This is a genomic window from Streptomyces sp. NBC_00490 (assembly GCF_036013645.1).
GTDB classification, from domain to species: domain Bacteria; phylum Actinomycetota; class Actinomycetes; order Streptomycetales; family Streptomycetaceae; genus Streptomyces; species Streptomyces canus_F.
The window spans coordinates 6,173,911-6,199,357 of sequence record NZ_CP107869.1; the positions used below are offsets into that span (position 1 = coordinate 6,173,911).

The window sequence follows — 25,447 nt, forward strand, 5'->3', positions numbered from 1 at the left end:
CGCGGAAGCCGGCGTCGGTCAAGTTGCCCTGACGGTGTCCGCTGCTTGTTTCGGCGCCGATGCCGCATCCTTGAGGTGTGGAGTCTCTCGGGGACGAGTCGGTCGAGCGGAAGGGGAGGGCGCAGGGTATGAGTTCCGGCGCACCTGCTCATAACGCTTCGGTGCACAACATCGGACGTGGTGCCGCGGATGAATCGGCCGCAAGGCACCATGGACCGATGCGCGAGGACGAGACGACGGTGATCGGTGGGCTCGTTCACCGCGCCGTCGACGGGGATGAGCAGGCGACACACGACCTGCTCGCCCATGTCCACCCACTGGCGCTGCGCTACTGCCGCACCCGGCTGTCACGGCTGCCCGGCGACGCACGTCACTTCGTGGAGGACCTGGCGCAGGAGGTCTGCGTCGCGGTTCTCCTCGCCCTGCCGCGCTACCGGGACACCGGTCGCCCCTTCGAGGCCTTCGTCTTCGCCATCGCCGCGCACAAGGTGGCCGACCTGCAGCGTGCGGCGATGCGTGGCCCCGGCTCGACGGCGGTCCCGTCCGACGAGATGCCCGAGCGGCCGGACGACTCGCTCGGCCCCGAGGAGCGCGCGCTGCTCAGCAGTGACGCCGAATGGGCCAAGAAGCTGCTGGCCAACCTCCCCGAGAACCAGCGGGAGCTGCTGCTGCTGCGGATCGCGGTGGGGCTGACGGCGGAGGAGACGGGACAGATGTTGGGAATGTCACCCGGGGCGGTGCGGGTGGCTCAGCACCGGGCGTTGAGCCGGCTGCGAGCCCTCGCCGAGCAGTAGTTCCCCGAGGTTGTTGTTCCCCGCGGTCGTCCCTTGTCTTTGTTCCTTCGGTGAACAGGCCGTACCTCAGTTCCGTACGAACATACGAAGCCGGTAGCCGGACGGAACCGTGGAATTCGGGACCCTTCCTTCCCGTTAGCATGGACATCCGCACCGATCAAGGCCATTGGGGAAGGTGTCATGACTGCAAACGTCGACGGAGTGCCTGACAAATTCGCGACACTCGGGCTGACCTACGACGACGTGCTGCTGCTGCCGGGCGCGTCGGACATGGCGCCCGACCAGATCGACACCGCCTCGTACGTCTCCAGGAACGTGCGGGTGAACATCCCGCTGCTCTCCGCCGCCATGGACAAGGTCACCGAGTCGCGCATGGCGATCGCGATGGCCCGTCAGGGCGGCGTCGGTGTTCTGCACCGCAATCTCTCCATCGAGGACCAGGCCAACCAGGTCGACCTGGTGAAGCGCTCCGAGTCCGGCATGGTGGCCGACCCGATCACCGTGCACCCGGACGCCACGCTCGCCGAGGCCGACGCGCTGTGCGCCAAGTTCCGCATCAGCGGCGTCCCGGTCACCGACCCCGGCAAGAAGCTCCTCGGCATCGTCACCAACCGCGACATGGCCTTCGAGAGCGACCGCTCCCGCCGGGTCCGCGAGGTCATGACGCCGATGCCGCTGGTCACCGGCAAGGTCGGCATCTCCGGCGTCGAGGCCATGGAGCTGCTGCGCAAGCACAAGATCGAGAAGCTTCCGCTGGTCGACGACGCGGGCGTCCTCAAGGGCCTCATCACCGTCAAGGACTTCGTCAAGGCGGAGAAGTACCCGAACGCCGCCAAGGACGCCGAGGGCCGGCTGCTCGTCGGTGCCGCGGTCGGTGTCGCCGGTGACGCCTTCGAGCGCGCCCAGGCCCTGATCGAGGTCGGTGTCGACTTCATCGTCGTGGACACCGCGCACGGCCACTCCCGGCTCGTCGGCGACATGGTCGCCAAGATCAAGTCGAACTCCGCGGGCGTCGACGTCATCGGCGGCAACATCGCCACCCGTGAGGGCGCCCAGTCGCTCATCGACGCCGGCGTGGACGGCATCAAGGTCGGCGTCGGTCCCGGCTCCATCTGTACGACCCGTGTCGTCGCCGGCATCGGTGTCCCGCAGGTCACCGCGATCTACGAGGCCGCGCTGGCCGCCAAGGAGGCCGGTATCCCGGTCATCGGCGACGGCGGCCTCCAGTACTCCGGCGACATCGCCAAGGCCCTGGTCGCGGGCGCCGACACCGTGATGCTGGGTTCGCTGCTCGCGGGCTGCGAGGAGTCCCCGGGCGAGCTGATGTTCATCAACGGCAAGCAGTTCAAGTCGTACCGCGGCATGGGCTCGCTCGGCGCCATGCAGACGCGCGGCGAGCGCAAGTCGTTCTCCAAGGACCGCTACTTCCAGGAGGGCGTCGCCTCCGACGAGCAGCTGGTCCCCGAGGGCATCGAGGGCCAGGTGCCCTACCGCGGCCCGCTGCACTCGGTCGTCCACCAGCTGGTCGGCGGACTGCGCCAGTCGATGTTCTACGTCGGCGGCCGCACGGTGCCGGATCTGCAGGCCAACGGCCGCTTCGTACGGATCACCTCGGCGGGTCTGAAGGAGTCGCACCCGCACGACATCCAGATGACGGTCGAGGCGCCGAACTACAGCCGTAAGTGACCTCCACGCGCGCGTGAGTGCCGATCGAGGGCGGCCCCGGGACTCCGGGGCCGCCCTCGGCGTATCCGTCGGGGATACTGGAAGGCGCTGCAACGCATCAGGGAAAGGCCACACACGTGACTGAGATCGAGATCGGGCGCGGCAAGCGCGGCCGCCGGGCGTACGCCTTCGACGACATCGCCGTCGTCCCGAGCCGTCGTACGCGCGACCCGAAGGAGGTCTCGATCGCCTGGCAGATCGACGCCTACCGCTTCGAGCTGCCGTTCCTGGCCGCCCCCATGGACTCGGTCGTCTCCCCGGCCACCGCGATCCGCATCGGCGAGCTCGGCGGCCTCGGCGTGCTGAACCTCGAGGGCCTGTGGACGCGGTACGAGGACCCGCAGCCCTTGCTCGACGAAATCGTCGGCATGGACTCGGAGACGGCGACCCGGCGCCTCCAGGAGATCTACTCCGCCCCCATCAAGGAGGAGCTGATCGGCCAGCGCATCAAGGAGGTGCGCGACTCGGGCGTGGTCACCGCGGCCGCGCTGTCCCCGCAGCGCACGGCGCAGTTCTCCAAGGCCGTCGTCGACGCGGGCGTGGACATCTTCGTCATTCGCGGTACGACGGTGTCGGCCGAGCACGTGTCGGGTTCGCACGAGCCGCTGAACCTGAAGCAGTTCATCTACGAGCTCGACGTCCCGGTGATCGTGGGCGGCTGCGCCACCTACACCGCCGCCCTGCACCTGATGCGCACCGGCGCCGCGGGCGTCCTGGTCGGTTTCGGCGGCGGCGCGGCGCACACCACGCGCAACGTGCTGGGCATCCAGGTCCCGATGGCGACCGCGGTGGCCGATGTCGCCGCCGCCCGCCGGGACTACATGGACGAGTCCGGCGGCCGGTACGCGCACGTGATCGCGGACGGCGGCGTGGGCTGGTCCGGCGACCTCTCCAAGGCGATCGCCTGCGGCGCGGACGCCGTGATGATGGGCTCCCCGCTGGCCCGCGCGACGGACGCGCCGGGCCAGGGCAACCACTGGGGCATGGAGGCCGTCAACGAGGAGCTGCCGCGCGGCAAGAAGGTCGACCTGGGCACGGTCGGCACGATCGAGGAGGTCCTGACGGGCCCGTCGCACATCCCGGACGGCTCGATGAACTTCTTCGGCGCGCTCCGGCGGGCGATGGCCACGACCGGATACAGCGAGCTGAAGGAATTCCAGCGCGTCGAGGTCACGGTCGCGGACTCGCAGCACAAGCGGTAGGTCGTACGACATCGAAGGGCCCGTCCACCGGGGAGGTGGGCGGGCCCTTCGATGTGCCGTCGCGGCTTCAGAGCCAGGCCTTCAGGAAGGCGGCCATCAGCAGGACGAGGCCGCCGGCGAAGATACGGGCGCCTTGTATGCGGAATCGGCGGGCCGTCCACACCGTGTCGAGCGGGCTGAAGTCGCCCGTGGCGGCGGCTCTCAGCTCGGTGTTGATCCTGGCGCGCTCCGCCCAGACATCGGCCGCCCCGAGCACGTTGAACGCCAAGCGGCCGCCCCATCCGGTGGCCGCGAGACCGACCAGCAGAAGAACCACGGGTACGGGCACCACGCTCAGGCCACGGCCTTCTTGGCGCCCGAGAACGCGGCGAAGGCGCCGATGGCGAGGAACAGGAAGCTCATCGCGTCGAACGACTCCTTCCAGATCGTGACGACCAGGTCGGAGTACTCGGTGAGCACGTCGGTGAGGGTGACACTGGCCTCTGTGGCGTCCATGATCAACGCGACCCCGAACAGCTGACCAAGGCAGACCGCGACGAGCGACAGCGCGCCGCTCACGATCGGCAGTACCGGGTTCGCGCCGCCGACCTTGCCCGCGGCGAAGCCGATGGCGAGGCCGACGCCGATCGCGGCGTAGCCGATCTCGCGCTCGGTGGCCTTGAGGACGAAGCCGTAGACGCCCGCGGTGACCAAGGCCACGACGACGGCGGTGACCACGCCGAGAGCGATGTTGTCGCGGGCCGGGGCGGCCGGTGGCAGCGAGGCCGGCTGCTGGGCGAACGGGTTGCCGTCGGTGGGCGGCGGCGGGGTTGGCTGGGTCATGACAGAGATCCCCCCATGGGACTGTCGGACGAGCGGCGTGGGGTGTGCGCACGAGTGTGCGACGGGACTCGTCTGTCAGGCGAGTCGCCGAAGGGTAGCAGGCACTCCGACCCTCGCCACCAGGCAATTTCGTCCTCAGATCCGATGTGCCGCCCCAGTCGGCGTGGCCCCCCGCGTGTCCAGCAGCAGCTGTGCCTTCACCGACAGGCCCTGGAGGTCGTACGTCCGGTGCTGTTGGAGCAGGATTGTCAGGTCCGCGTCAGCGGCGGCCTCGTAGAGCGAGTCCGCGCGGGGGACCGGGCGGTCGAGGACGTTCCAGGAGGGGACGTGGGGGTCGTGGTAGCTCACCGAGGCGCCCAGTTCCATCAGGCGGATCGCGATCTCGCGGGCCGGGGTGCCCTGTTGGTCGGCGAGGTCGGGCTTGTAGGTCACGCCGAGGAGCAGGATGCGGGCGCCCCGGGCCGACTTGCCGTGCTCGTTGAGGAGGGCGGCGGCGCGCTGGACGACGTAACGCGGCATCTGGCTGTTGACCTGCTGGGCCAGTTCGACCATGCGCAGGGCGCGGCCGGTGGGGGCGCCGGTCAGGTCCTGGGGGACCCCGTGGCCGCCGACGCCGGGGCCGGGGCGGAAGGACTGGAAGCCGAAGGGCTTGGTCTCCGCGCACCGGACGACGTCCCACAGGTCGACGCCCAGGTCGTGGCAGAGGACGGCCATCTCGTTGACGAGGGCGATGTTGACATGGCGGTAGTTGGTCTCCAGGAGCTGGACCGTCTCCGCCTCTCGCGGGCCACGCGCGCGTACCACCTTGTCGGTGAGGCGTGAGTAGAAGGCGGCCGCCGACTCGGTGCAGGCGGGGGTCAGGCCGCCGATCACCTTGGGGGTGTTGGCGGGCGTGAAGTCGCGGTTGCCGGGGTCGACGCGGCTGGGGGAGTAGGCGAGGTGGAAGTCGCGGCCCGCGCGGAGGCCGGAGCCCTCTTCCAGGAGGGGGCGCAGGCGGTCCTCGGTGGTGCCCGGGGGGACCGGGGACTCCAGGATGACCGTGGTGTGCGGGCGCAGGTGGGCGGCCAGGGTGCGGGCCGCGGACTCCACCTGCGTGAGGTCGAGCCCGCCGTCCGCCCCGCGCGGGGTGGGCGCGCAGATGACCGCGGTGCGCACCCGGCCGAGCTCGGCGGGGGAGGTGGTCGGCCGGAAGCCCCCCGAGAGCATCCGGCGCAGTTCGGCGGGGCTGAGGGAGCCGGGCTCGGGTCCGGTGCGGTAACCGAGCGTGGGGATGCCGGCGGCGACGGCGGCCTGGGCCAGGGGCAGTCCGTAGGGGCCGAGTCCGATGACGGCGAGATCTGCGGGCATGGCGTTGGACCGTCCTTCCCAGTAGCCGAAGCGGGACAGGTGCGCAAGCCCTGTGGACTGGACGAGCGAGCGCAATGTCAGACTAAGAGTAAATCTGACCGAAATACGAGATTGATTCCTTGTGTCTTCCCGCAGGAGTCCCTGGAGCTTCGGCCCACGTCCTGTGGAAGTTGTCCACAGGCTGGGGGCGACTGGTGGCTGAAGTCGGGCAAGGCGGTCAGAATTTGGGCATGAGGGATACGGACCGGGTCACTCCTCACGGGTGAGACCGGCGTGACCGAACAGCGGGAGGCAGCGGTGAGGACAGCGACACTGGGGCCGGCGCAGCGAGCCGAGGCGCTCGCGGCCATGGCCGAGCGCGAGCTGGACCTACTGGTGGTGGGCGCCGGTGTGGTCGGTGCCGGGACCGCCCTCGACGCGGTGACGCGCGGGCTGTCCGTCGGACTGGTCGAGGCACGTGACTGGGCGTCGGGCACCTCGAGCCGGTCGAGCAAGCTCATCCACGGCGGCCTGCGCTACCTGGAGATGCTCGACTTCGCCCTCGTCCGGGAGGCGTTGAAGGAGCGCGGGCTGTTGCTGGAACGGCTCGCTCCGCACCTCGTGAAGCCGGTGCCGTTCCTGTACCCGCTCCAGCACAAGGGCTGGGAGCGGCTGTACGCCGGCTCCGGCGTCGCGCTCTACGACACCATGTCGATGGCCCGCGGGCACGGGCGAGGCCTGCCGATGCACCGGCATCTGAGCCGTCGTCACGCCCTGCGCATCGCACCCGCCTTGAAGAAGGACGCCCTGGTCGGCGCCCTCCAGTACTACGACGCCCAGATGGACGACGCCCGCTTCGTGGCCACCCTGGTGCGTACGGCGGCGGCGTACGGCGCGCAGGTCGCCAACCGCGCCCGGGTGACCGGCTTCCTCCGCGAGGGCGAACGTGTCGTCGGCGCCCGGGTGCAGGACGTCGAGGCGGGCGGGGAGTACGAGGTCCGCGCCAAGCAGGTCGTCAACGCCACGGGCGTGTGGACCGACGACACGCAGGCCATGGTGGGCGAGCGGGGGCAGTTCCACGTGCGGGCCTCCAAGGGCATCCACCTCGTCGTGCCCAAGGACCGCATCCACGCCACGACCGGGCTGATCCTGCGCACCGAGAAGTCGGTGCTGTTCGTCATTCCGTGGGGCCGGCACTGGATCATCGGCACGACCGACACCGACTGGGACCTCGACAAGGCACATCCCGCCGCCTCCAGCGCGGACATCGACTACCTGCTGGAACACGTGAACTCGGTGCTCGCCGTGCCGCTCACACGGGACGACGTCGAGGGCGTGTACGCGGGTCTGCGGCCGTTGCTGGCCGGGGAGTCGGACGCCACCAGCAAGCTGTCCCGCGAGCACACCGTGGCGCATCCCGTGCCGGGGCTCGTGGTCGTGGCGGGCGGCAAGTACACGACGTACCGGGTCATGGCCAAGGACGCCGTGGACGAGGCCGTGCACGCCCTCGATCTGCGGGTCGCCGAGTGCGTCACCGAGGACGTGCCGCTGCTGGGCGCCGAGGGGTACCGGGCGCTGTGGAACGCGCGAGCGCGGATCGCCGCCCGGACGGGGCTGCACGTGGTGCGGGTGGAGCATCTGCTGAACCGGTTCGGTTCGCTGGCGGAGGAGGTCCTGGACCTCATCGCGGCGGACGCCTCACTCGGGGAGCCGCTGCCGGCGGCCGAGGACTATCTGCGCGCCGAGATCGTGTACGCCGCCTCGCACGAGGGGGCGCGGCACCTGGACGACGTGCTGACCCGGCGGACACGGATCTCCATCGAGACCTTCGACCGGGGCACGCGGAGCGCGCGGGAGGCCGCCGAGCTGATGGCGCCGGTGCTGGGCTGGGACAAGGACCACATCGAGCGGGAGATCCAGCACTACGAGAAGCGGGTGGAGGCGGAGCGGGAGTCGCAGCGGCAGCCCGACGACCTGACGGCCGACGCGGCCCGGCTGGGGGCGCCGGACATCGCGCCGCTGTAGGGCTTCCGCACGGCCCTGGATCCCGGTTCGACATCACTCGAACGAGTGTCGCGAGCCGGGATCTTCGTTCGGAACCCGCTCGTTCTACGAGGTGCGGGGGCAGAACTCGGCGGCGAGCAGGGCCGGTTCGAGGCGGGGGTCTGCGATCGCGGTCGTGTTCACGCGGAAGGTGAGCACGCGACGGCCGTCGACGGTGGCCGCGGTGCGCACATAACTGCCGGAGATCCGGCCGTTGTGCCCCCACACCGTCGTGCCGCACGGCAGCTTCGCCGGGAACAGCCCCATGCCGTACAGGCCGTGTGCGGCGCGGGTGTCGCGCATCTCGCGCAGCCGGTGCGGGGGCAGCAGTTCACCGCCGAGCAGCGCCGCGTAGAAGCGGTCCAGGTCGGCGAGGGTGGTCACCAACTCACCGGCGGCTCCGGCGACCCGCGGATCCAGATCGGTGACGTCCGATCCGTCGGTGTCGTAGGCGCGGCCGTGTGGGGTGGGGAGCGAGGTGCGGGATCCAGGGAAGGAGGTGTCCGCCAGACCCAGCGGAGCGATGATGCGGCGCTCGGCCTCGGTCGCGTAGGGGTGGCCGGTGACCTGGGCGATGACCATGCCGAGCAGGACGTAGTTGGTGTTCGAGTAGGAGTAGCGGCCCGGGTCGGCAGGAGGGTGGGTGAGTGCGATCCGTACGGCTTGAAGAGGAGTGAGGGGGACCAGGCCCTCGGTGTCCGTGGTGAAGTCGTTCAGGCCGCTGGTGTGGGTGAGCAGGGCGCGCAGGGTGATCGTGCGGCCGTCGTTGCCGGCTCCGCGGACCAGGCCGGGCAGATGCCGCTCCACGGTGTCGGACAGGGACAGCCGGTGTTCTTCGGCCAGTTGCAGGACGACCGTCGCGAGGAAGGTCTTCGTGATGCTGCCGGCGCGGAAGTGGTCGGCGCGGGTGATGCCCTGGCCGGCCTCGGCGTAGCGGGTGCCGCTCTCCCCGCGGGCCAGCAGGGCGGCGGCGGGGGCTTTGCCCTCGCTGACCAGCAGCGGGAGGATCGCGTCCGTCGGGGGCGGCGCGGGTGCGGAGGAGGCGGCCGGGGCCAGGGCGAGGAGCGCGAGGGACACAGCTACGGCCAGTACTGTCCGGAGCGGCGGCATCGTGGTCCCTCCTGGTTCCTCGTGCGGCGATCGGGGTCCCGCGGCGGTTGCGGCCGGTTCCTTGTGAGGCGCCCATCATGCAGGGTGGCGGAATTCGGTCTTCCGGCGGTCTTCGGGTGGGGCGGGCTACGTGGTGCGGGGCGTGTGTTCGTCACCCTGGTGTGAGGGTCGGTGGCGCGCCGTGTTCATGGGGGTGCGGGTGTTCGGTCCACATGGCGGGCGGCTGGTCCGCAGAGGCACCCTGGGGCGTCGGGCACTTGTCGGGTGAGGGACAATGGAGGCTCTGTCAGGGCGGGTTGTATGAGGGGACGCATGTCGGAGGCGGAGCGGGCGGGGGCATCCCGTCAGGGCAAGAGCGAACGTCTCCTCGCCGGGCGGTACCGGTTGGGAGCAGTGCTCGGCCGCGGCGGCATGGGCACGGTGTGGCGTGCCGAGGACGAGACCCTGGGTCGGATCGTCGCGGTGAAGGAGCTGAGGTTCCCCTCCAATATCGACGAGGAGGAGAAGCGGCGGCTGATCACGCGGACGTTGCGTGAGGCCAAGGCGATCGCGCGGATCCGGAACAACAGCGCGGTGACCGTCTTCGACGTGGTCGAGGAGGACGACCGGCCGTGGATCGTGATGGAACTCGTCGAGGGCAAGTCGCTCGCCGAGGTCATCCGGGAGGACGGCCTGCTGGAGCCGAAGCGCGCGGCGGAGGTCGGGCTCGCGGTGCTCGACGTCCTGCGTTCGGCGCACCGTCAGGGCATCCTGCACCGGGACGTGAAGCCGTCCAACGTGCTGATCTCCGAGGACGGCCGGGTCGTGCTCACCGACTTCGGCATCGCCCAGGTGGAGGGCGACCCGTCGATCACCTCGACCGGCATGCTGGTCGGCGCCCCCTCCTACATCTCCCCGGAGCGCGCCCGTGGGCACAAGCCGGGTCCGGCCGCTGACCTGTGGTCGCTGGGCGGGCTGTTGTACGCGTCGGTCGAGGGGGTGCCGCCGTACGACAAGGGCTCGGCGATCGCCACTCTGACCGCGGTGATGACCGAGCCGCTGGAGGAGCCGAAGAACGCGGGTCCGCTGAAGGACGTCATCTACGGGCTGCTCACCAAGGATCCCGAGAAGCGGCTCGACGACACCGGTGCGCGCGTGATGCTCAACGCGGTGATCCACGCGCCCGAGCCCAAGGCGGAGCCGGAGCCGGCACCGGACGCGACGAAGGTCGTGCCGTTGCCTCCGCAGCCCGACCGGGGTGAGGGCGGGGAGCGGTTGCGCGGGGCGTTCCGTTCCGTGCGCAAGGCGGCCGTGGCCGCGGGAGCGGCCGGTACGGCGGCTGCGGCTCGGGCCAAGTCCGGGAATGGGACGGGCACTGCGGGATCGTCCGGTACCTCGGGCTCGTCGGGTACGCCCGCTTCGTCGGGCACCTCCGGTTCGTCGGGTGGTGCCGCGGCTTCGGGGCCGGGTGCTGCTGGGGCGGGTGCGCAGGCGAAGCCGACTTCTTCGTCCGGGACGGCTGTCTCGGGGTCCGGCAGCGTGGGTGTCAGCGGTGCCAGTGCCAGTGCCGGTGCCGCTGGTGCTGGTGCTGGTGCCGGCTCGGGAGCCGGGGGCAACGCGACCGGTGGTGGGCGGAGTTCGGGGTGGCCCGTGATGACGCCGCCGGATCTGCCGCCGCGGCCCGTGCCGAGGGCGCCGCTCACCGATGTGGTGCCGAAGCGGACGCTGGTGATCATCGCGGTGGTCCTGGTGCTCGCGGTGGTCGCGGTCGTGCTGGCCGTCGTGCTCAACGGTGACGGCGACTCCTCCAAGAGTTCGGCGGGCGGTGGCGGTGCCAAGACCTCCGCCAGTGCGAGCCCGAGTCCCTCCACCAAGGAGGACGAGAGCGGCGGCGCCCAGACGGACGGCAAGGCGACCGAGTCCGCGGGGTCCGGCGCGGCGGCGGAGAAGACGCCGAGCAGCAGCGCGACCGCGACCGGCGGTAGCGAGGCCGGGGGTTCCGCCGACGGCGACAGCACGGCGAAGACGACGTACAAGGGCGGTCAGGGGTACTCGATCGGGCTGCCCAAGGGGTGGAAGTTCCAGACGTCGGCCTCGGCGGGGGATCGTTTCACCGGGCCTGACGGGCAGAAGCTGTTGGTGGCCTGGACGTCCACGCCGAAGGGTGACCCGGTGGCGGACTGGAAGAGCCAGGAGCGGTACATGGCGCGTTCCCAGTACGACCGGGTCCGCATAGCGAAGGTGAACTACCGGGGCTGGCTCGCGGCCGACTGGGAGTTCACCTATGTCGAGGGCGGAACGAAGTACCGGACGATCGACCGGGGGTTCGTCGTCAACGACCATCTCGGATATGCGCTGATGTACACGGCGAAAGCGGCCAATTGGGGCAGTGAGCTGCGCAAGGACACCTGGCAGACCCTCGCGCAGACATTCGAACCGAAATCGTGAAGTGACCCGACCCGCGTTTGAGGCGTGAGATCTGGCATCCCCTCTTTGCGGGTTGCCTCCGGCACGTATCGTGAAGGCTTGCGGACCGTACGCATCCAACTATGGGCGGAACGGCACGCGGGGCGAACGGAATTGACCGATCCGGAGTGCCGGGGGAGGCAACGTGGACGACTATGCGGGACGGGTACTCGCCGACCGCTACCGCCTGCCGCTGCCGCCCTCCGACGAGTACGAACTGACCGAGACCCGGGCCTTCGACACCTACAGCGGTCAGGAAGTCCTCGTCCGGCAGGTGCCGTTGCCCGAGGTCGTCGAGGCGGAGGTGCTCGACGCGGAGGGGCTGCCCGACGGCTTCACCGCAAGGGACCCCCGGGACAGGGGAGTCCGGCGGTCGCCCTCGGCACGTGCGAGCACCCGGCGCCCCGCCGAACCGGCCGTGCGGCGGGCCGTGGAGGCGGCGCAGGCCGCCGCCTCGATACCCGACCATCCCCGGCTCGACCAGGTCTTCGACGTGTTCGCCGAGGGCGGGTCGCTGTGGATCGTGAGCGAGTTGGTGGCCGCGCGGTCACTGGCGGCGCTGCTGGTGGAGAAGCCGCTGACGCCGTACCGGGCGGCCGAGGTCGCCTCCGACGTCCTCATGGCCCTGCGGGTGCTGCACGCGCACGGCTGGGTGCACCGGAACATCACCGCCCGCACGGTCCTGGTCTGCGACGACGGCCGTGTGATGCTGACCGGCCTCGCGGTCGGGGCGGCCGAGGAGGCACTGTGCGGGTACGACCCGGTGCCGGCCGCTGAGGGCGACCAGGAGTTCGGTGACCGGAGCGGGGCGGGTGCCCCGGGGACTTTCGGTGGACCGGGTGGTGCCGGCGGTCCCGTGAGCGCTGGGGCGACCGGTCTCGGCGGTGCCGCCGCCGAGGCGGGTGCCGTCGACCCGGAGGCCGCGCGCCGGGCCGCCATCGAGGCGCGGGAGGCCGGTGGGCTGCCGGGGCTCGGCGCGGACGCGGTGAACGGAACGGGTGCGCCGTCGGCCGCGATCGAGCGCAGGGCCGTGGAGACCGGCGGGGACGTCCGGGCCGCGCGCGCCGGGGCGATCGCCGCGTATCGCGCGGGTGCCCGGGCCGCCGCCCGGGTCCAGGAGGCCCAGCAGAACGGCCGCACGGCCCTGCCCGGAGCCCGGCCGGCGCCCGAGGGCGACCCCGCGACGACGGCCGGGGGATCGACATCGCCGTACGACACGGGCAGCGGTGGGCTTCAGCCGCCGTACCCCATGGGCAACGGCGTCGAGCTTCCGCCGGGCGCCGAGGGGCAGTCGGCGTACGGGCCTGGCCACGGGGTTTCCTATCCGCCGGGTTCCACTCCCCCCAGCGGTGTGGTGCAGCCCGGCCGGGGCGATCACCTCCGTTCCGGCGGCACGTCCCAGGGGCAGATAGCCGATCCGTACGGTGTGCGTGCCGACTGGCAGGGAGCCGTGCCGCGTGGTGGAGCCGCGGGCACGGCGGTGCCGGCGGCAGGGCATGGGCGTAGCGCCGCCCTTCCGCCCGGCGGGCCCGATCCCGCGCCCAGCCCCAGCCGTTGGGACGAGCTCGCCGCCGCGGCCCCCGCTCCCCGCGGCCCCGCCACCGCGCTCGCCGCCGAGCGGGCACGGCAGGCCAGGATGGCCGTGGTCGGACCGGTGACCGAGCGATGGGCGCCGGAGCAGGCCGGGCCGGTGCACGAGAACTGGCAGTTGGCCGCGCCGATCGGGCCCGCCACCGACCTGTGGGCGCTCGGCGCGCTGCTTTTCAGGGCCGTGCAGGGGCACGCGCCCTACCCGGAGGAGTCGACGGCCGAGCTGGTGCAGATGGTGTGCGCCGAGCCGCCCGCCTTCGCCGAGGAGTGCGGGCCGCTGCGCCCGGTCGTGGAGTCGCTGCTGCGCCAGGACCCCACCGAGCGGCTCGACTTCGAGGAGCTGCGGGGCTGGCTGCGGTCGCTGGTGCGGTCCGCGCCCGAGCCCGAGGCGGGCGCGCATGTCGTCGCCGCGCCGCCCCTGGACGCCACCCGGCTGCCCGTCGTACGACGGCGGGGCGAGCTGGTGCGCCGACGGCGCGCCGGGCTGCCCGCGACCAGTGCGCACGGACGGCACAAGCGGGCCAAGCAGGGCAGACAGGAGGTGGAGCGTTCACCGCGCCGCCTCGGGCGCACGTTGCTTCTGCTGGTGCTGCTGCTGATGGCCGCGGCGATCGCGTACGCCGTGCTGTTCATGCCCAAGGCCGCCGACTCGGCGGGCGGCGCGGGCGACACCGACCGGACCGGTTCGGCGGGCGAGGTCAGCGAGGCGCCCGCCAGCAGTGAGCCGCGGCCCGACCAGAACTCCCCGAAGGCCAGCCCCTCCGAGTCCGTGGAGCCGCAGACCACCAGCCCGGACGTCGCCGACGGCTTCACCCTGCGTACGGACTCCGCCGGCTTCCGTGTCGCGGTGGCGAGCGGCTGGGACCACACGCCCAAGAACGGCCGCGGTCAGGTCGTGTACGCGCACGGCGACTTCGACCTGATCGTCGTACCCGGAAGGGACAGCGCCGACGAGTACGGCGAGGACCCCATGGCGTACCAGCGGGAGGACGAGCGCGAGCTCCAGCCGTACCGCGACTCCAGCTGGGCCAGCGCCAGCGGGCTGAGAACGATCCAGGTGGGCGGGCGGACCATGGCCGAGGGGCAGTTCACCTGGACCGACGACGCGGGGCGCGAGCTGTTCGTGCGCAATCTCGCGATGCTCGTCGACGGGAAGTACCACGTGCTGCAGGTGCGCGGGCCGGAGGCCGAACGGGACGAGGTGACGCGGCTGTTCGAGCAGGCGTCGGCGACATACGAGGTCACCGGCTGAGCGGCGCCCGGTCACGTCGGGTGACGGTTGCTTCCGGTCGTCGAAAGCGACAACTGTCACAACCGCGAAACCTTGGCACCCCCGTGGTTCCGCGCACCCCGCCCGGTCTCTAATCTGACCCTGTCAAGAGCATTGCGGGGCAACGTGAATCAGATGCAGGGCCTGCTTCTCGCGGGTCGTTACCGGCTTGCCGACACCATCGGCAGCGGCGGTATGGGCCGTGTGTGGCGTGCGCACGATGAGGTGCTGCACCGGGCCGTCGCCATCAAAGAGCTGACCGCCGCCCTGTACGTGTCCGAGAGCGACCAGGAGCGGCTGCTGCACCGCACCCGCGCCGAGGCCCGCGCGGCCGCCCGGATCAACCACTCCGCCGTCGTCACCGTGCACGACGTGCTCGATCATGACGCCCGCCCGTGGATCGTGATGGAGCTGATCGAGGGGCGCTCGCTGGCCGACGCGGTCAAGGCGCAGGGGCGTATCGAGCCGGCCGAGACCGCGCGGATCGGACTGTGGGTGCTGCGTGCGCTGCGCGCCGCGCACTCCGCCGGGGTGCTGCACCGCGATGTGAAGCCCGGCAATGTCCTGCTCTCCCATGACGGGCGCGTCCTGCTGACCGACTTCGGTATCGCGCAGATCGAGGGCGACACGACGATCACCCGCACCGGAGAGGTCGTCGGCTCCGTCGACTATCTAGCCCCCGAGCGGGTCCGCGGCCATGATCCGGGCCCGGCCTCCGACCTGTGGGCGCTCGGCGCGACGCTGTACACGGCGGTGGAGGGCCGGTCACCGTTCCGCCGCACCTCGCCGATCGGCACGATGCAGGCCGTCGTCGAGGAGCAGCCCGCCGAGCCGGTCAACGCCGGTGTGCTGGAGCCCGTCCTCGCCGCGCTGCTGCGCAAGGATCCGGCCGAGCGGCCCAGCGCCGAGGAGGCCGAGCGGATGCTCGCCGAGGCGGCGGAGGGGCGGGTGCCGGGTGCGGCGCGGTCCTATGCGCCGACGGGGCAGCCGGGGTACGACACCTCCGGGACGGGGAGCGGCACCGGTACCCGCCCGCAGACGGTCGCCGCCACGCCGTATCCGCCGGTGACGATCGGTCCCGCGTCCGTGCCCGCCCCGCCGAAGCGGCACCGCCTGCGGACGTTCTCCCTGGTCGTCGCGCTCGCGGCGGTCGTCGGCGGGGGTGTGGCGGTCGCGTTGCAGCAGTTCGGCGGGGGGAGCGCCGGCGCCTCTTCCTCGTCGACGCCGAGCGCCGGTGCGAGTGCCAGTCCCAGTCCCACGCCGAGCGGGGAGGGCGGTCAGGGGGAGGTGCCCGCGGGATGGGAGCGGCGCAACGACCCGGTGGGGTTCAGCATCTCCCTGCCCAAGGGGTGGCAGCGGTCCGTCTCCATCGACCAGGACGGCCTCCAGCAGGTCGACTACTCGCCCGACGGCGGCAAGCACCTGATGCGGGTCGCCGTCGACATCGGGCCGGACTACAGCAGCTCGTACGAGCACATGAGCAACCTGAGTGATCGGCTCGCCGAGCGGTTCGCGGACTACCAGCAGTTGAGCCTCAAGCAGGAGCTCTTCCGCGACCAGCCGGGCGCCCGCTGGGAGTACACGTGGACCGCGCAGGCCAAGGACGCGCCGCACTACTTCGCAGGGCCGTATCGCGCGATCGACGTCGGGTACATGGACCGTGACGGAACCGAGTACGCGATCTACGCTTCCTCGCCGGCCGCCGACTGGGCCGCCACGAGTCGTCAGTTCACGTGGATGCTGCGGAGCTTCCAGCCGAAAACCTCCTGACAACTTGGCCGGTCAGCACCCCGGAGGGGATCCGTCCGGCGCGGCATCATGGGGCGCATGGGGACCCCGGGAGACAACTTCCGTGTCATAGCGGGCCGTTATCGCCTGGAGGTCAGGCTCGGGCGGGGCGGCATGGGTGTCGTGTGGCGGGCGACCGATCTGCTGCTCGGGCGGCGGGTGGCGGTCAAGGAGATCTCCCTCGACGAGACGCTGTCCGAGGCCGAGGCCCGATGGCAGCGCGAGCGGACCCTGCGCGAGGCGCGGGCCGTGGCACAGCTGAGGCATCCGCACATCATCGTCGTCCACGACATCGTCGAGCAGGACGAACGGCCCTATCTCGTCATGGAGTTCATCGACGGCGGCTCCCTCGCCGACCGGATCGCCGGGCACGGGCCCGTGGTGCCCGCCGAGGCCGCCCGGATCGGCGTCGATCTGCTCGGCGCGTTGCGTGCGGCGCACGCGGCCGGGGTCCTGCACCGGGACATCAAGCCCGCGAACGTCCTGATGGAGGCGGGCACCGGCCGGGTCGTCCTCACCGACTTCGGCGTCGCGCAGGTCGCGGGCGCCACCACGCTCACCGAGTCCGGGTCCTTCGTCGGCTCGCCCGAGTACACCGCGCCGGAGCGGATGACGGGGATGGGGACCGGGCCCGCGTCGGACCTGTGGTCGGTGGGGGCGCTGCTGTGCACGGCGGTGAGCGGTGAATCGCCGTTCCGGCGCGACTCGTTGAGCGGCGTCCTGCACGCGGTCCTCGCCGCCGACATACGGCCGCCCGCGCAGGCCGCGCCGATCCTGCCCGTCGTACGAGGGCTGCTGGAGCGCGATCCGGCGCGGCGGCTGGACGCGGAGTCGGCCGAGCGGATGCTGCGGGCCTTCCTGGAGACGGGGCGCCTGCCCGTCGCCGAGCGGCGTTCCCTGCGGGGTGTGCTGACGGCCGTGGTGCTGGTCGCCGCGATGGCGGGGGCGGGGGTGTCCGGGGCGGCGCTGATCATGCATCAGGAGGGCGGCGGGGGCGGGCCTTCACCGTCACCCTCGCCCCCGTCCGTCAGCGTCTCCGCCAGCGAGAGTCCCTCGGTGCCGAAACCTTCCTTCTCCCGGACCGGCACCGCGTCCGCGAGCCCAGAGCGAGCTCACATAAAAGGGAGATAAGCGACCTCCTGAGTCACGGGTCTGTGACCGCGGTGCCCTCTGAGTGGATTCGGACGCTGCTGGCGCGATATGAACGGACCCATGAGCAGCAACGGGGGAGCCCCTTACGGGTCCGACGAGCCAACGAGTTTTGGTCTGCAACCGCCGAACCCGCCCGCGGCCGTGCCGCACCCGGACAACCCGTACGCGGCGCCCACCCAGGTCGTACCGCACCAGACGACACCCTCCGCGCCCGAACCGGAACCGGGTACCGGCCGGTTGATCGGTGGTCGTTACCGTCTGCTCGCCAAGCTCGGGCACGGCGGCATGGGCACGGTCTGGCGCGCCAAGGACGAGACGGTGGACCGCGAGGTCGCCGTCAAGGAGCCCCGCGTACCCGACCATCTTCCCGACCGCGAACGCGCCAACGCGTTCGAGCGCATGCGCCGAGAGGCGCGTGCCGCGGCCCGGCTCGACCATCCCGCCGTCGTGAACGTGCACGACGTCGCCGTCGTCGACGGCCAGCCGTGGATCGTCATGGAGCTGGTGCACGGCCGTTCGCTGGGCGACGCGTTGCAGGAGGGCACCCTCGGGGCGAGGGAAGCGGCGAGAATCGGCCTGGAGGTGCTCGGCGCGCTGGAGGCCGCGCACGCGGCGGGCATCCTGCACCGGGACGTCAAGCCGGACAACGTGCTGCTCGGCCGCCACGACCGCGTCGTCCTCACCGACTTCGGCATCGCCCAGATCGAGGGCGAGACCAATCTGACCGACACCGGCGGCTTCGTCGGCTCGCCCGAGTACATCGCGCCGGAGCGGGTGCTGGGGCAGCGGCCGGGACCGGCGTCGGACCTGTGGTCGCTCGGTGTCGTCCTGTACGCGGCCACCGAGGGCGTCTCGCCGTTCCGCCGCAGCAACACGCCGGCCACGCTCCAGTCGGTCCTCAACGCCACGCCCGCCGCTCCGGCCTCCGCCTCCGGTCCGCTGGCCGACGTCATCACCGGCCTCCTCCAGAAGGACCCCGCGCGCCGCCCGAACGCGGCCCAGGTGCGGGCGTTGCTGGAGACGGCCGCCCATCCGCCCGCTCCGGCGCCGACGCAGGTCGTGCAGCTCGCGCAGGGGGCGCCGAAGGGCGGTGTGCGGCTGGGCCGCAAGTCGCTGACGGGGCTCGGTGCCGCGGTCGTCGCGGCCGCGGTGGCGGCGTATCTGGTGATCGCGGACCCGTTCGCCGGGCCGCTGCCGGACGGCTGGACGACGAAGCAGGTGAAGGACGTCGCCGCGACGCTGGCGGTGCCCGCGGAATATCAGAAGGGCCTGCCCGACCGGAAGTCGGACAAGGACCACTGGGTGACGTACACCGACTGGAGCGGCAGCATCTCGATCGGGCTGAGGCTCGACAAGAAGGCCGAGGACTCGGGCAACACCATCGCGGGCTCGGCGGCCGCCGAGATGTACGAGGACGACAAGAAGTTCAAGGAGTACGGCGAGTACGAGATCAGCATGCCGGAGAACCCGAAGACGGACACCGACGACGAGGTCACGTACCAGGGGAAACAGGCCGCCAAGACCACGATCACCTACGACACCGACGACAGCCAGAACTCCCGCCCCCGTGAGATGCAGATCTTCTACTACAAGACCTCCAAGGGCGACATGTACAAGCTCACCGTCAGCTACCCGGGCAAGGGCGACTTCACGAAGCGGGGGCAAGAGGTGGCGAGGACGACGATCGCGAACCTCGACGTGGACGTGCTCTGACCCGCGTCGACAAGCAACCGCCCCACAAGGTACTGATGGGGCATGAGCAACGACCGGGGCGGCACCAGCCCGAAGGGCCGACTGATAGGCGGCCGTTACCGTCTGGCCGAGCGCATCGGGTCGGGCGGCATGGGCACCGTCTGGCGGGCGCACGACGAGCTGGTGGACCGCGAAGTCGCCGTGAAGCAGCCGAGGTTGCCCGGTGACCCGGAGGACGAGGCCCACCAGCGGGCCTCTCACCGGCTCTACCGGGAGGCTCGTGCCGCCGCCCGGGTCGACCATCCCGCCGCCGTGTCCATCCATGACGTGGTCGTCGAGGACGGACTGCCCTGGATCGTCATGGAGTGGGTGCGCGGGGAGTCCCTGCACGAGGTGCTCCGGCGTGGCCCGGTCGCCCCTGCCGAGACCGCCCGGATCGGCCTGGCCGTCCTCGGCGCCCTGCGCGCCGCGCACGCCGTCGGGATCGTGCACCGCGATGTGAAGCCCGCCAACGTCCTGCTCGGCACGCACGGCCGGGTCGTCCTCACCGACTTCGGCATCGCGCATGTCCAGGGCGAGGAATCCCTCACCGTCAGCGGCGAGTTCGTCGGCTCCATCGACTTCATCGCCCCCGAGCGGATGTCCGGTCGGGGCGCCGGTCCGCCCTCCGATCTGTGGTCCCTGGGCGTCCTGCTGTACGCCGCCGTGGAGGGCGAACCACCTTTCCGGCGTACGACGTTGGAGTCCACCCTCGCCGCGATCCTCTCCTTCGACCCGCCCGAGCCCAAGCGGGCCGGTCCGCTGAGCCCCCTGATCAGCGGGCTGCTGGGGAAGGACCCCGAACTGCGGCCGGACGCCGAGGAAGCCGCCAAGATCCTGGAGGCGGCGGCGGAGGGGTGGCCGGTGCCGCCGCTGCACGCCACGTCGTCGCCCCAAGTGCCGGATCGAATAACGGAGTTGGGCGAGGACTCCGGAACCGTACGCCTGCGGGAAGCGCAACCCGAGCCCGTACCGGAGCCGGAGCAGCCGGAGCAGCCGGACACCACCGTCGTACCGACGACGGCGCCACGCAAGCCCCACCTCCTGCGCCGTCCCCTCCCGGCCGCCCTGTTCGGGGTCGCTCTGGCCGGCGGCGCCTGGCTCGGCACGTCCTACTTCCTCGCCGAGCCCGAGCCCGCCGCCGTGACCGAGCCGACGTACACCTCGGCCCCCCTCGCGCCCGCCGCCACCGACATCGCCGACGAGCCCTGGGACAAGCACCCCGAGAAGGCCCTGAAGGCCACGCTCGCCGTCCCGAGCCGGTACGGGGAGAACCACCGGCAGGGCAGCGCCACCGACCAGCCGCGGATGGTGATCTACGGCAAGGGCGGCATCGACCTCCGCCTCAGCATGTGGGACCGGCCCGGCACCTCACCCATGGGCCGGGCGTACCAGCAGAAGCAGGCCTGGGCGACGCACGGGGAGGCCGAGACCCGCCTCACGCAGACCAGCCTCGAGGGCGACGACGCCATCCAGGCCGACACCACCTACGACGACAAGGGCGCCGACCCGGCCCGCGTCATGCAGGTGTTCGTCATGACCGACGACGGCCGTCTCTACGAGCTCCGGGTCGACATGCCGAAGGGGACGGCGGCCGAGAAGGAGGGCATGGCGCTGTTCAAGGCGGCCCGTGACCGGCTCGTGATCGAAAAAGAGTGAGCGGCTGGTGATCGACACCGAACAACGCGCTGATCAGCGGCTTTTGCGCCAGTGATCACTGGCGTCGTGTGAGTACTCCGTGAATCCCGATTACCGACGGGTACCCAAAGCCTCCGCTCCGGCATACCCTGCGCGTCATGACGGACTCGAAGGCTTCGGCTCAGGCCACCAACCCCCTCGCCCCCGCCCCTGAGGGCGCCCGGACCGCCGCCGACGTGGTCACCCCGGAGCTGATCGCCCAGCTCACCAAGGGTGTGGTCGGCTCCGGTCGGACCGCCAACCACACGCCGTTCACCGGCGAGAAGCTGGCCGACCTGCCCGAGTCGACGCCGCAGGACGTCGAGAAGGCCTACGCGGCGGCCCGCAAGGCGCAGGCCGTGTGGGAGCGGACGCCCGTACGACAGCGCGCCGCCGTGCTGCTCCGCTTCCACGACCTGGTGCTCGCCCGCCAGGCCGAGGTCCTCGACCTCATCCAGCTGGAGACCGGCAAGGCCCGGCTGCACGCCCACGAGGAGGTGCAGGCCGTCGCGGTCGCCGCCCGCCACTACGGCCGCAGGGCGCCCTCCTACCTGCGGCCCAAGCGGCACGCGGGCGCCATGCCGACCCTCACCAAGGTCACCGAGCTGCGCCACCCGCGGGGCGTGGTCGGCCAGATCGCCCCCTGGAACTACCCCCTGGAGCTGTCCGTCGGCGACGCGCTCCCCGCCTTCGTCGCGGGCAACGCGGTCGTGATGAAGCCGGACACCGAGACCTGCCTGACCGCCCTGTGGGCGCGTGACCTGCTGATCGAGGCCGGGCTGCCCGCCGACGTCTTCCAGGTCGTCCTCGGCGAGGGCCCCGTCGTCGGCCCCGAGGTCGTCCGGCACGCCGACTACGTCTCCTTCACCGGCTCCACCCGCACCGGCCGCGAGGTCGCCCAGGGCGCCGCCGCCCGCCTCATCGGCGTCTCGCTCGAACTCGGCGGCAAGAACGCGATGTTGGTGCTGGAGGACGCCGACATCGAGAAGGCGGCGGCGGGCGCGGTCCGTGCCTGCTTCTCCTCCGCCGGTCAACTCTGCATCTCCATCGAGCGGTTGTACGTCCACGAGTCGATCGCCGACGCCTTCCTGGAGCGCTTCGCCGCCCGCACCAAGGCCATGCGGCTCGGCACGTCCCTCGCCTACGGCGCCGACATGGGCTCCCTCGTCGGCGAGCGCCAGCTGGAGACCGTCACCCGGCACGTCGAGGAGGCCGTCTCCAAGGGCGCCACGGTCGTCGCCGGCGGTGTCGCCCGCCCGGACATCGGCCCGTACTTCTTCGAGCCCACGATCCTGGACGGCGTGACCGAGCCCATGGCGATCTGCGCGGAGGAGACCTTCGGCCCGGTCGTCTCCATCTACCGCTTCAAGACCGACGACGAGGCCGTCGCACAGGCCAACTCCACGTCGTACGGCCTCAATTCCTCGGTCTGGACGAAGGACGGCAAGCGCGGCCGCGAGGTCGCCGCCCGGCTGCGCACCGGCACGGTCAACGTCAACGAGGGCTACGCGCCCGCCTACGGCAGCGTCCAGTCCCCGATGGGCGGCATGAAGGACTCCGGGCTCGGCCGCCGCCACGGCTCCGAGGGCATCCTCAAGTACACGGAGGCCCAGACGGTGGCCCAGCAGCGGCTGCTCCCGATGGCGCCGTCGCTGGGCATGAGCGACGAGGCGTACGCCCAGTTCATGAGCCGCAGCCTGCGCCTGATGAAGGCGTTCCGCTTCCGCTAGGACCGACCCGCACCACACGCTCGAAGCACTGCACGCTCAAAGGAGAGAACGCACGTGCCCCAGGACGCTTACGACTACGACGTGATCGTCGTCGGATCCGGTTTCGGCGGATCCGTCACCGCCCTCCGCCTCACCGAAAAGGGCTACCGCGTAGGCGTCCTGGAGGCCGGCCGCCGCTTCACCCCGGGCACCCTCCCCAAGAACTCCTGGGACCTCAAGAACTACCTCTGGGCACCCCGGCTCGGCATGTACGGGCTCCAGCGCATCCATCTGCTGGGCAACGTGATGGTGCTCGCGGGCGCGGGCGTCGGCGGTGGTTCCCTGAACTACGCCAACACCCTCTACGTGCCGCCGAAGCCGTTCTTCGAGGACCCGCAGTGGCGTGACATCACGGACTGGGAAGAGGAGTTGAAGCCGTACTACGACCAGGCGCAGCGCATGCTCGGCGTACGGCTCAACCCGACGATGACCCCGTCCGACGTCCATCTGAAGGCGGCGGCCCAGCGGATGGGCGTCGGGGACACCTTCCACATGGCGCCCGTCGGGGTGTTCTTCGGCGACGGCCAGGACGCCGACGGCGCGGTGAAGGCGAAACCCGGCGAGCGGGTCGCGGACCCGTACTTCGGTGGCGCGGGGCCGGACCGCAGGGCGTGCGCCGAGTGCGGTGAGTGCATGACCGGCTGCCGTCACGGTGCGAAGAACACCCTCAACGAGAACTACCTGTACCTCGCCGAGAAGGCGGGCGCGGTGGTGTTCCCCATGACGACGGTCGTCTCGGTCACGGACGACTCCCAGGGCGGGTACGCGATCGCCACCCTGCCGACGGACCAGCAGCGCAAGGCCAAGGGCCGCACCTTCAAGGCCCGCCGTGTCGTCCTCGCCGCCGGCACCTACGGGACCCAGACCCTGCTGCACCGCATGAAGGCGGGCGGCCAGCTGCCGCACCTGTCCGAAAAGCTGGGCGAGCTGACCCGCACCAACTCCGAGGCACTGGTCGGCGCGCAGACCAGCGACCGGCGCTACCGCAAGGCGACCGGCGACAAGCGGGCCGACTTCACCCGGGGCGTGGCCATCACCTCGTCCATCCACCCGGACGCGAACACCCATATCGAGCCGGTCCGCTACGGCAAGGGCTCCAACTCGATGGGCGGCCTGTCCATCCTCCAGGTCCCGTACACCGAGGGCTCCTCGCGGGTCCTGGCCTGGATGACGAACGCGGCCCGGCATCCCCTGCTGGTGCTGCGCTCCCTCTCCAACCGCCGCTGGTCGGAGCGGACCATCATCGGCCTGGTGATGCAGTCGCTGGACAACTCCCTGACGACGTACCTGAAGCCGGACGGCGTGGGCAAGGGCCTGCTCACCGCCCGCCAGGGCCACGGAGCCCCCAACCCCAAGCAGATCAGGGCCGCTTCGGAGGGCGCGTCGGCGATCGCGGCCGAGATCAACGGCTTCGCGGGCTCCAACGTCGGCGAGCTGATGGGCACCCCGCTCACCGCCCACTTCCTCGGCGGCTGCCCCATCGGCGCCACCGCCGAGGACGGGGTGATCGACCCGTACCACCGCCTCTACGGCCACCCCGGCATCTCGGTCGTCGACGGCGCCGCGGTCTCGGCGAACCTCGGAGTGAACCCGTCCCTGACGATCACCGCCCAGGCGGAGCGGGCGATGTCGTTCTGGCCCAACAAGGGCGAGGCGGACCCGCGTCCGGCGCAGGGAGCGGCGTACGAACGTCTGAAGCCGATCGAGCCGCGGACGGCGACGGTACCGGCGGAGGCGTTCGGCGCGCTGCGGCTGCCGTTCCTGGGGATACCGGCGGTGCCGCCGAAGAAGTAGCCCCGCCCTAGCCGCTGCGCACATGAAGAGAAGGACCTGCACCCCCCTCCGAGCGCAGGTCCTTCTCTTTGTCTTGCAGCCTTACGGCCGGGCTCTAGCCCTCCGCGCCGGCCTTGCGGCGACGCATCGCGAAGACGGCGCCGGCACCGGCGACGATCGCGGCACCGCCGACGAGACCGATGGTCGGCAGCGCCGAGCTGGAGCCGGTGTCGGCGAGGTTGCCCGTCGGCAGCTCGGAGACGTCACCCTGCGGCTTCTTCACCGAGTCCTTGCCGTTGTCGCTCGGGTCGGCCGTGCCCGGGTCCGGGTTGGGCGAGCCGGCCTTCAGGACCTCGAAGTCGTACTGGGCCCAGCCCTCGGCGATGCAGTCCTGGCCGTCGACGTTGTCCAGGTAGGCGCCGGAGCCGAAGGAGTAGGCGTCGCCGGCCGGGGCCTTGGAGCCGATGCTGACGCGCAGGTCGACGGACTTGCTCTTGCCGGCCTTCAGCGCGTCGACGTAGAAGAAGTAGTCACCGGCGAAGGTCTCGTCGCCGATGCGGTCCCAGGTGCCGGTCTCGGTGTTCTTGAACTCCAGGTCGACGTACGGGCTGAGCCACTTCGAATCGTCGAGCTCGTAGTTCTCGACCTCGGCGTAGAACGCGACGCCGTCGACCGTGGTGCCGGAGTCGTTGGTGACGACCAGCTTGAAGTTGTGGAAGCCGTCACCGGCGACGATCTTGCCCGGCAGGCCCTTGATGTCCGCGGACACCTTGGCGTCCGCGTAGTCCTTGTCGACGTCCTCGCAGTAGGGGACGTCCGGGTCGGTCGGCTCCTCGCTCGGCTCGGCCGACTCGGAGGGCTCGGGCTCGTCCGACTCGGTCGCCGTGGCCGTGGCCGTCGCGGTGTCGGTCGCCGTGGCGGTGGCGGTCGTCGTCGCCGTGTCGGTCGGGAGCGCGGTGTCGGTGGGCAGCGCGGTGTCCGTCGGGGTCGGCTCGGCCGTGTCGGTCGGCTCGTCCGTCGGCGTGCTGGTGACCGTCTCGGTAGGAGTCGGAGTCGTCTCGTCCGCGAACGCGACAGGCGCGGACAGCAGCGCGAGCGGGGCTATGACAGCCGTCGCGGCCGCTGCGGCCATGGCACGGCGAAGCTTCATCAATGACCTCAGGAAGTCCGGTGTGCTGCGTGTCGCAGCACGTGAGTGGGGCTTGATGGGCCCCGCCTGTGGGGTGCGGG

General features: G+C 71.3%; 17 protein-coding genes. 12 read left to right on the forward strand and 5 right to left on the reverse strand.

The genetic code is table 11. From position 1 onward, the window contains the following. Nucleotides 1-128: 128 nt before the first annotated feature. The 3 genes from OG381_RS28270 (at nucleotide 129) to OG381_RS28280 (ending at nucleotide 3,721) form a co-directional block, all read left to right on the forward strand. Complete coding sequence (locus OG381_RS28270) at nucleotides 129-794, forward strand: sigma-70 family RNA polymerase sigma factor (protein WP_373463753.1); 666 nt, start codon at nucleotides 129-131, stop codon at nucleotides 792-794. Between the two features lie 180 nt (nucleotides 795-974). Further along, nucleotides 975-2,480, forward strand: a complete 1,506-nt coding sequence (guaB, locus tag OG381_RS28275) for an IMP dehydrogenase (protein ID WP_327718867.1) — start codon at nucleotides 975-977, stop codon at nucleotides 2,478-2,480. A 116-nt stretch (nucleotides 2,481-2,596) separates the two neighbouring features. Further along, nucleotides 2,597-3,721 carry a GuaB3 family IMP dehydrogenase-related protein gene (locus OG381_RS28280; RefSeq protein WP_327718868.1) on the forward strand — a complete coding sequence of 375 codons (1,125 nt, stop codon included), beginning with the start codon at nucleotides 2,597-2,599 and terminating at the stop codon, nucleotides 3,719-3,721. A 67-nt stretch (nucleotides 3,722-3,788) separates the two neighbouring features. Here the strand turns inward: OG381_RS28280 and OG381_RS28285 are convergent, their stop codons facing one another. The 3 genes from OG381_RS28285 to OG381_RS28295 all read right to left on the reverse strand — a co-directional run bounded on the left by OG381_RS28285 (nucleotide 3,789) and on the right by OG381_RS28295 (nucleotide 5,890). Continuing rightward, nucleotides 3,789-4,037, reverse strand: coding sequence for a hypothetical protein (locus OG381_RS28285; RefSeq protein WP_327718869.1), 249 nt, complete (start codon nucleotides 4,035-4,037; stop codon nucleotides 3,789-3,791). Nucleotides 4,038-4,054: 17 nt separating this feature from the next. Next, nucleotides 4,055-4,543 carry a hypothetical protein gene (locus OG381_RS28290; protein ID WP_327718870.1) on the reverse strand — a complete coding sequence of 163 codons (489 nt, stop codon included), beginning with the start codon at nucleotides 4,541-4,543 and terminating at the stop codon, nucleotides 4,055-4,057. Between the two features lie 135 nt (nucleotides 4,544-4,678). Then, complete coding sequence (locus tag OG381_RS28295; RefSeq protein WP_327718872.1) at nucleotides 4,679-5,890, reverse strand: nucleotide sugar dehydrogenase; 1,212 nt, start codon at nucleotides 5,888-5,890, stop codon at nucleotides 4,679-4,681. 297 nt (nucleotides 5,891-6,187) lie between these two features. On the opposite strand from OG381_RS28295, the gene OG381_RS28300 reads away from it, so the two are divergent. Beyond that, complete coding sequence (locus OG381_RS28300; protein WP_307026966.1) at nucleotides 6,188-7,894, forward strand: glycerol-3-phosphate dehydrogenase/oxidase; 1,707 nt, start codon at nucleotides 6,188-6,190, stop codon at nucleotides 7,892-7,894. A gap of 84 nt (nucleotides 7,895-7,978) precedes the next feature. Here the strand turns inward: OG381_RS28300 and OG381_RS28305 are convergent, their stop codons facing one another. Then, nucleotides 7,979-9,022: a serine hydrolase domain-containing protein gene (locus OG381_RS28305; protein ID WP_327718873.1), complete on the reverse strand. Its 1,044-nt coding sequence runs from the start codon at nucleotides 9,020-9,022 to the stop codon at nucleotides 7,979-7,981. 312 nt (nucleotides 9,023-9,334) lie between these two features. Here OG381_RS28305 and OG381_RS28310 point away from each other — a divergent pair, with 312 nt between their 5' ends. The 8 genes from OG381_RS28310 to OG381_RS28345 all read left to right on the forward strand — a co-directional run bounded on the left by OG381_RS28310 (nucleotide 9,335) and on the right by OG381_RS28345 (nucleotide 24,238). Beyond that, nucleotides 9,335-11,449 (forward strand): serine/threonine-protein kinase, encoded by a 2,115-nt coding sequence (locus OG381_RS28310; protein WP_327718875.1) that lies wholly within the window; start codon nucleotides 9,335-9,337, stop codon nucleotides 11,447-11,449. A gap of 163 nt (nucleotides 11,450-11,612) precedes the next feature. After that, complete coding sequence (locus tag OG381_RS28315) at nucleotides 11,613-14,309, forward strand: protein kinase (protein WP_327718876.1); 2,697 nt, start codon at nucleotides 11,613-11,615, stop codon at nucleotides 14,307-14,309. Between the two features lie 153 nt (nucleotides 14,310-14,462). Next, nucleotides 14,463-16,097 carry a serine/threonine-protein kinase gene (locus tag OG381_RS28320; RefSeq protein WP_327718877.1) on the forward strand — a complete coding sequence of 545 codons (1,635 nt, stop codon included), beginning with the start codon at nucleotides 14,463-14,465 and terminating at the stop codon, nucleotides 16,095-16,097. 57 nt (nucleotides 16,098-16,154) lie between these two features. Next, a complete protein-coding gene (locus OG381_RS28325) occupies nucleotides 16,155-17,246 on the forward strand; it encodes a serine/threonine-protein kinase (RefSeq protein ID WP_327718878.1) in 1,092 nt (363 codons plus the stop codon). Nucleotides 17,247-17,327: 81 nt separating this feature from the next. Beyond that, a complete protein-coding gene (locus OG381_RS28330; RefSeq protein ID WP_327718879.1) occupies nucleotides 17,328-18,980 on the forward strand; it encodes a serine/threonine-protein kinase in 1,653 nt (550 codons plus the stop codon). Nucleotides 18,981-19,022: 42 nt separating this feature from the next. Then, nucleotides 19,023-20,657 carry a serine/threonine-protein kinase gene (locus OG381_RS28335; protein WP_327718880.1) on the forward strand — a complete coding sequence of 545 codons (1,635 nt, stop codon included), beginning with the start codon at nucleotides 19,023-19,025 and terminating at the stop codon, nucleotides 20,655-20,657. 137 nt (nucleotides 20,658-20,794) lie between these two features. Next, nucleotides 20,795-22,405, forward strand: a complete 1,611-nt coding sequence (locus OG381_RS28340; protein ID WP_327718882.1) for a succinic semialdehyde dehydrogenase — start codon at nucleotides 20,795-20,797, stop codon at nucleotides 22,403-22,405. A 54-nt stretch (nucleotides 22,406-22,459) separates the two neighbouring features. Then, nucleotides 22,460-24,238 carry a GMC family oxidoreductase gene (locus OG381_RS28345; protein ID WP_327718884.1) on the forward strand — a complete coding sequence of 593 codons (1,779 nt, stop codon included), beginning with the start codon at nucleotides 22,460-22,462 and terminating at the stop codon, nucleotides 24,236-24,238. Between the two features lie 94 nt (nucleotides 24,239-24,332). Here the strand turns inward: OG381_RS28345 and OG381_RS28350 are convergent, their stop codons facing one another. Further along, nucleotides 24,333-25,367, reverse strand: a complete 1,035-nt coding sequence (locus OG381_RS28350; RefSeq protein ID WP_327718885.1) for an LPXTG cell wall anchor domain-containing protein — start codon at nucleotides 25,365-25,367, stop codon at nucleotides 24,333-24,335. Between the last annotated feature and the right edge of the window lie 80 nt (nucleotides 25,368-25,447).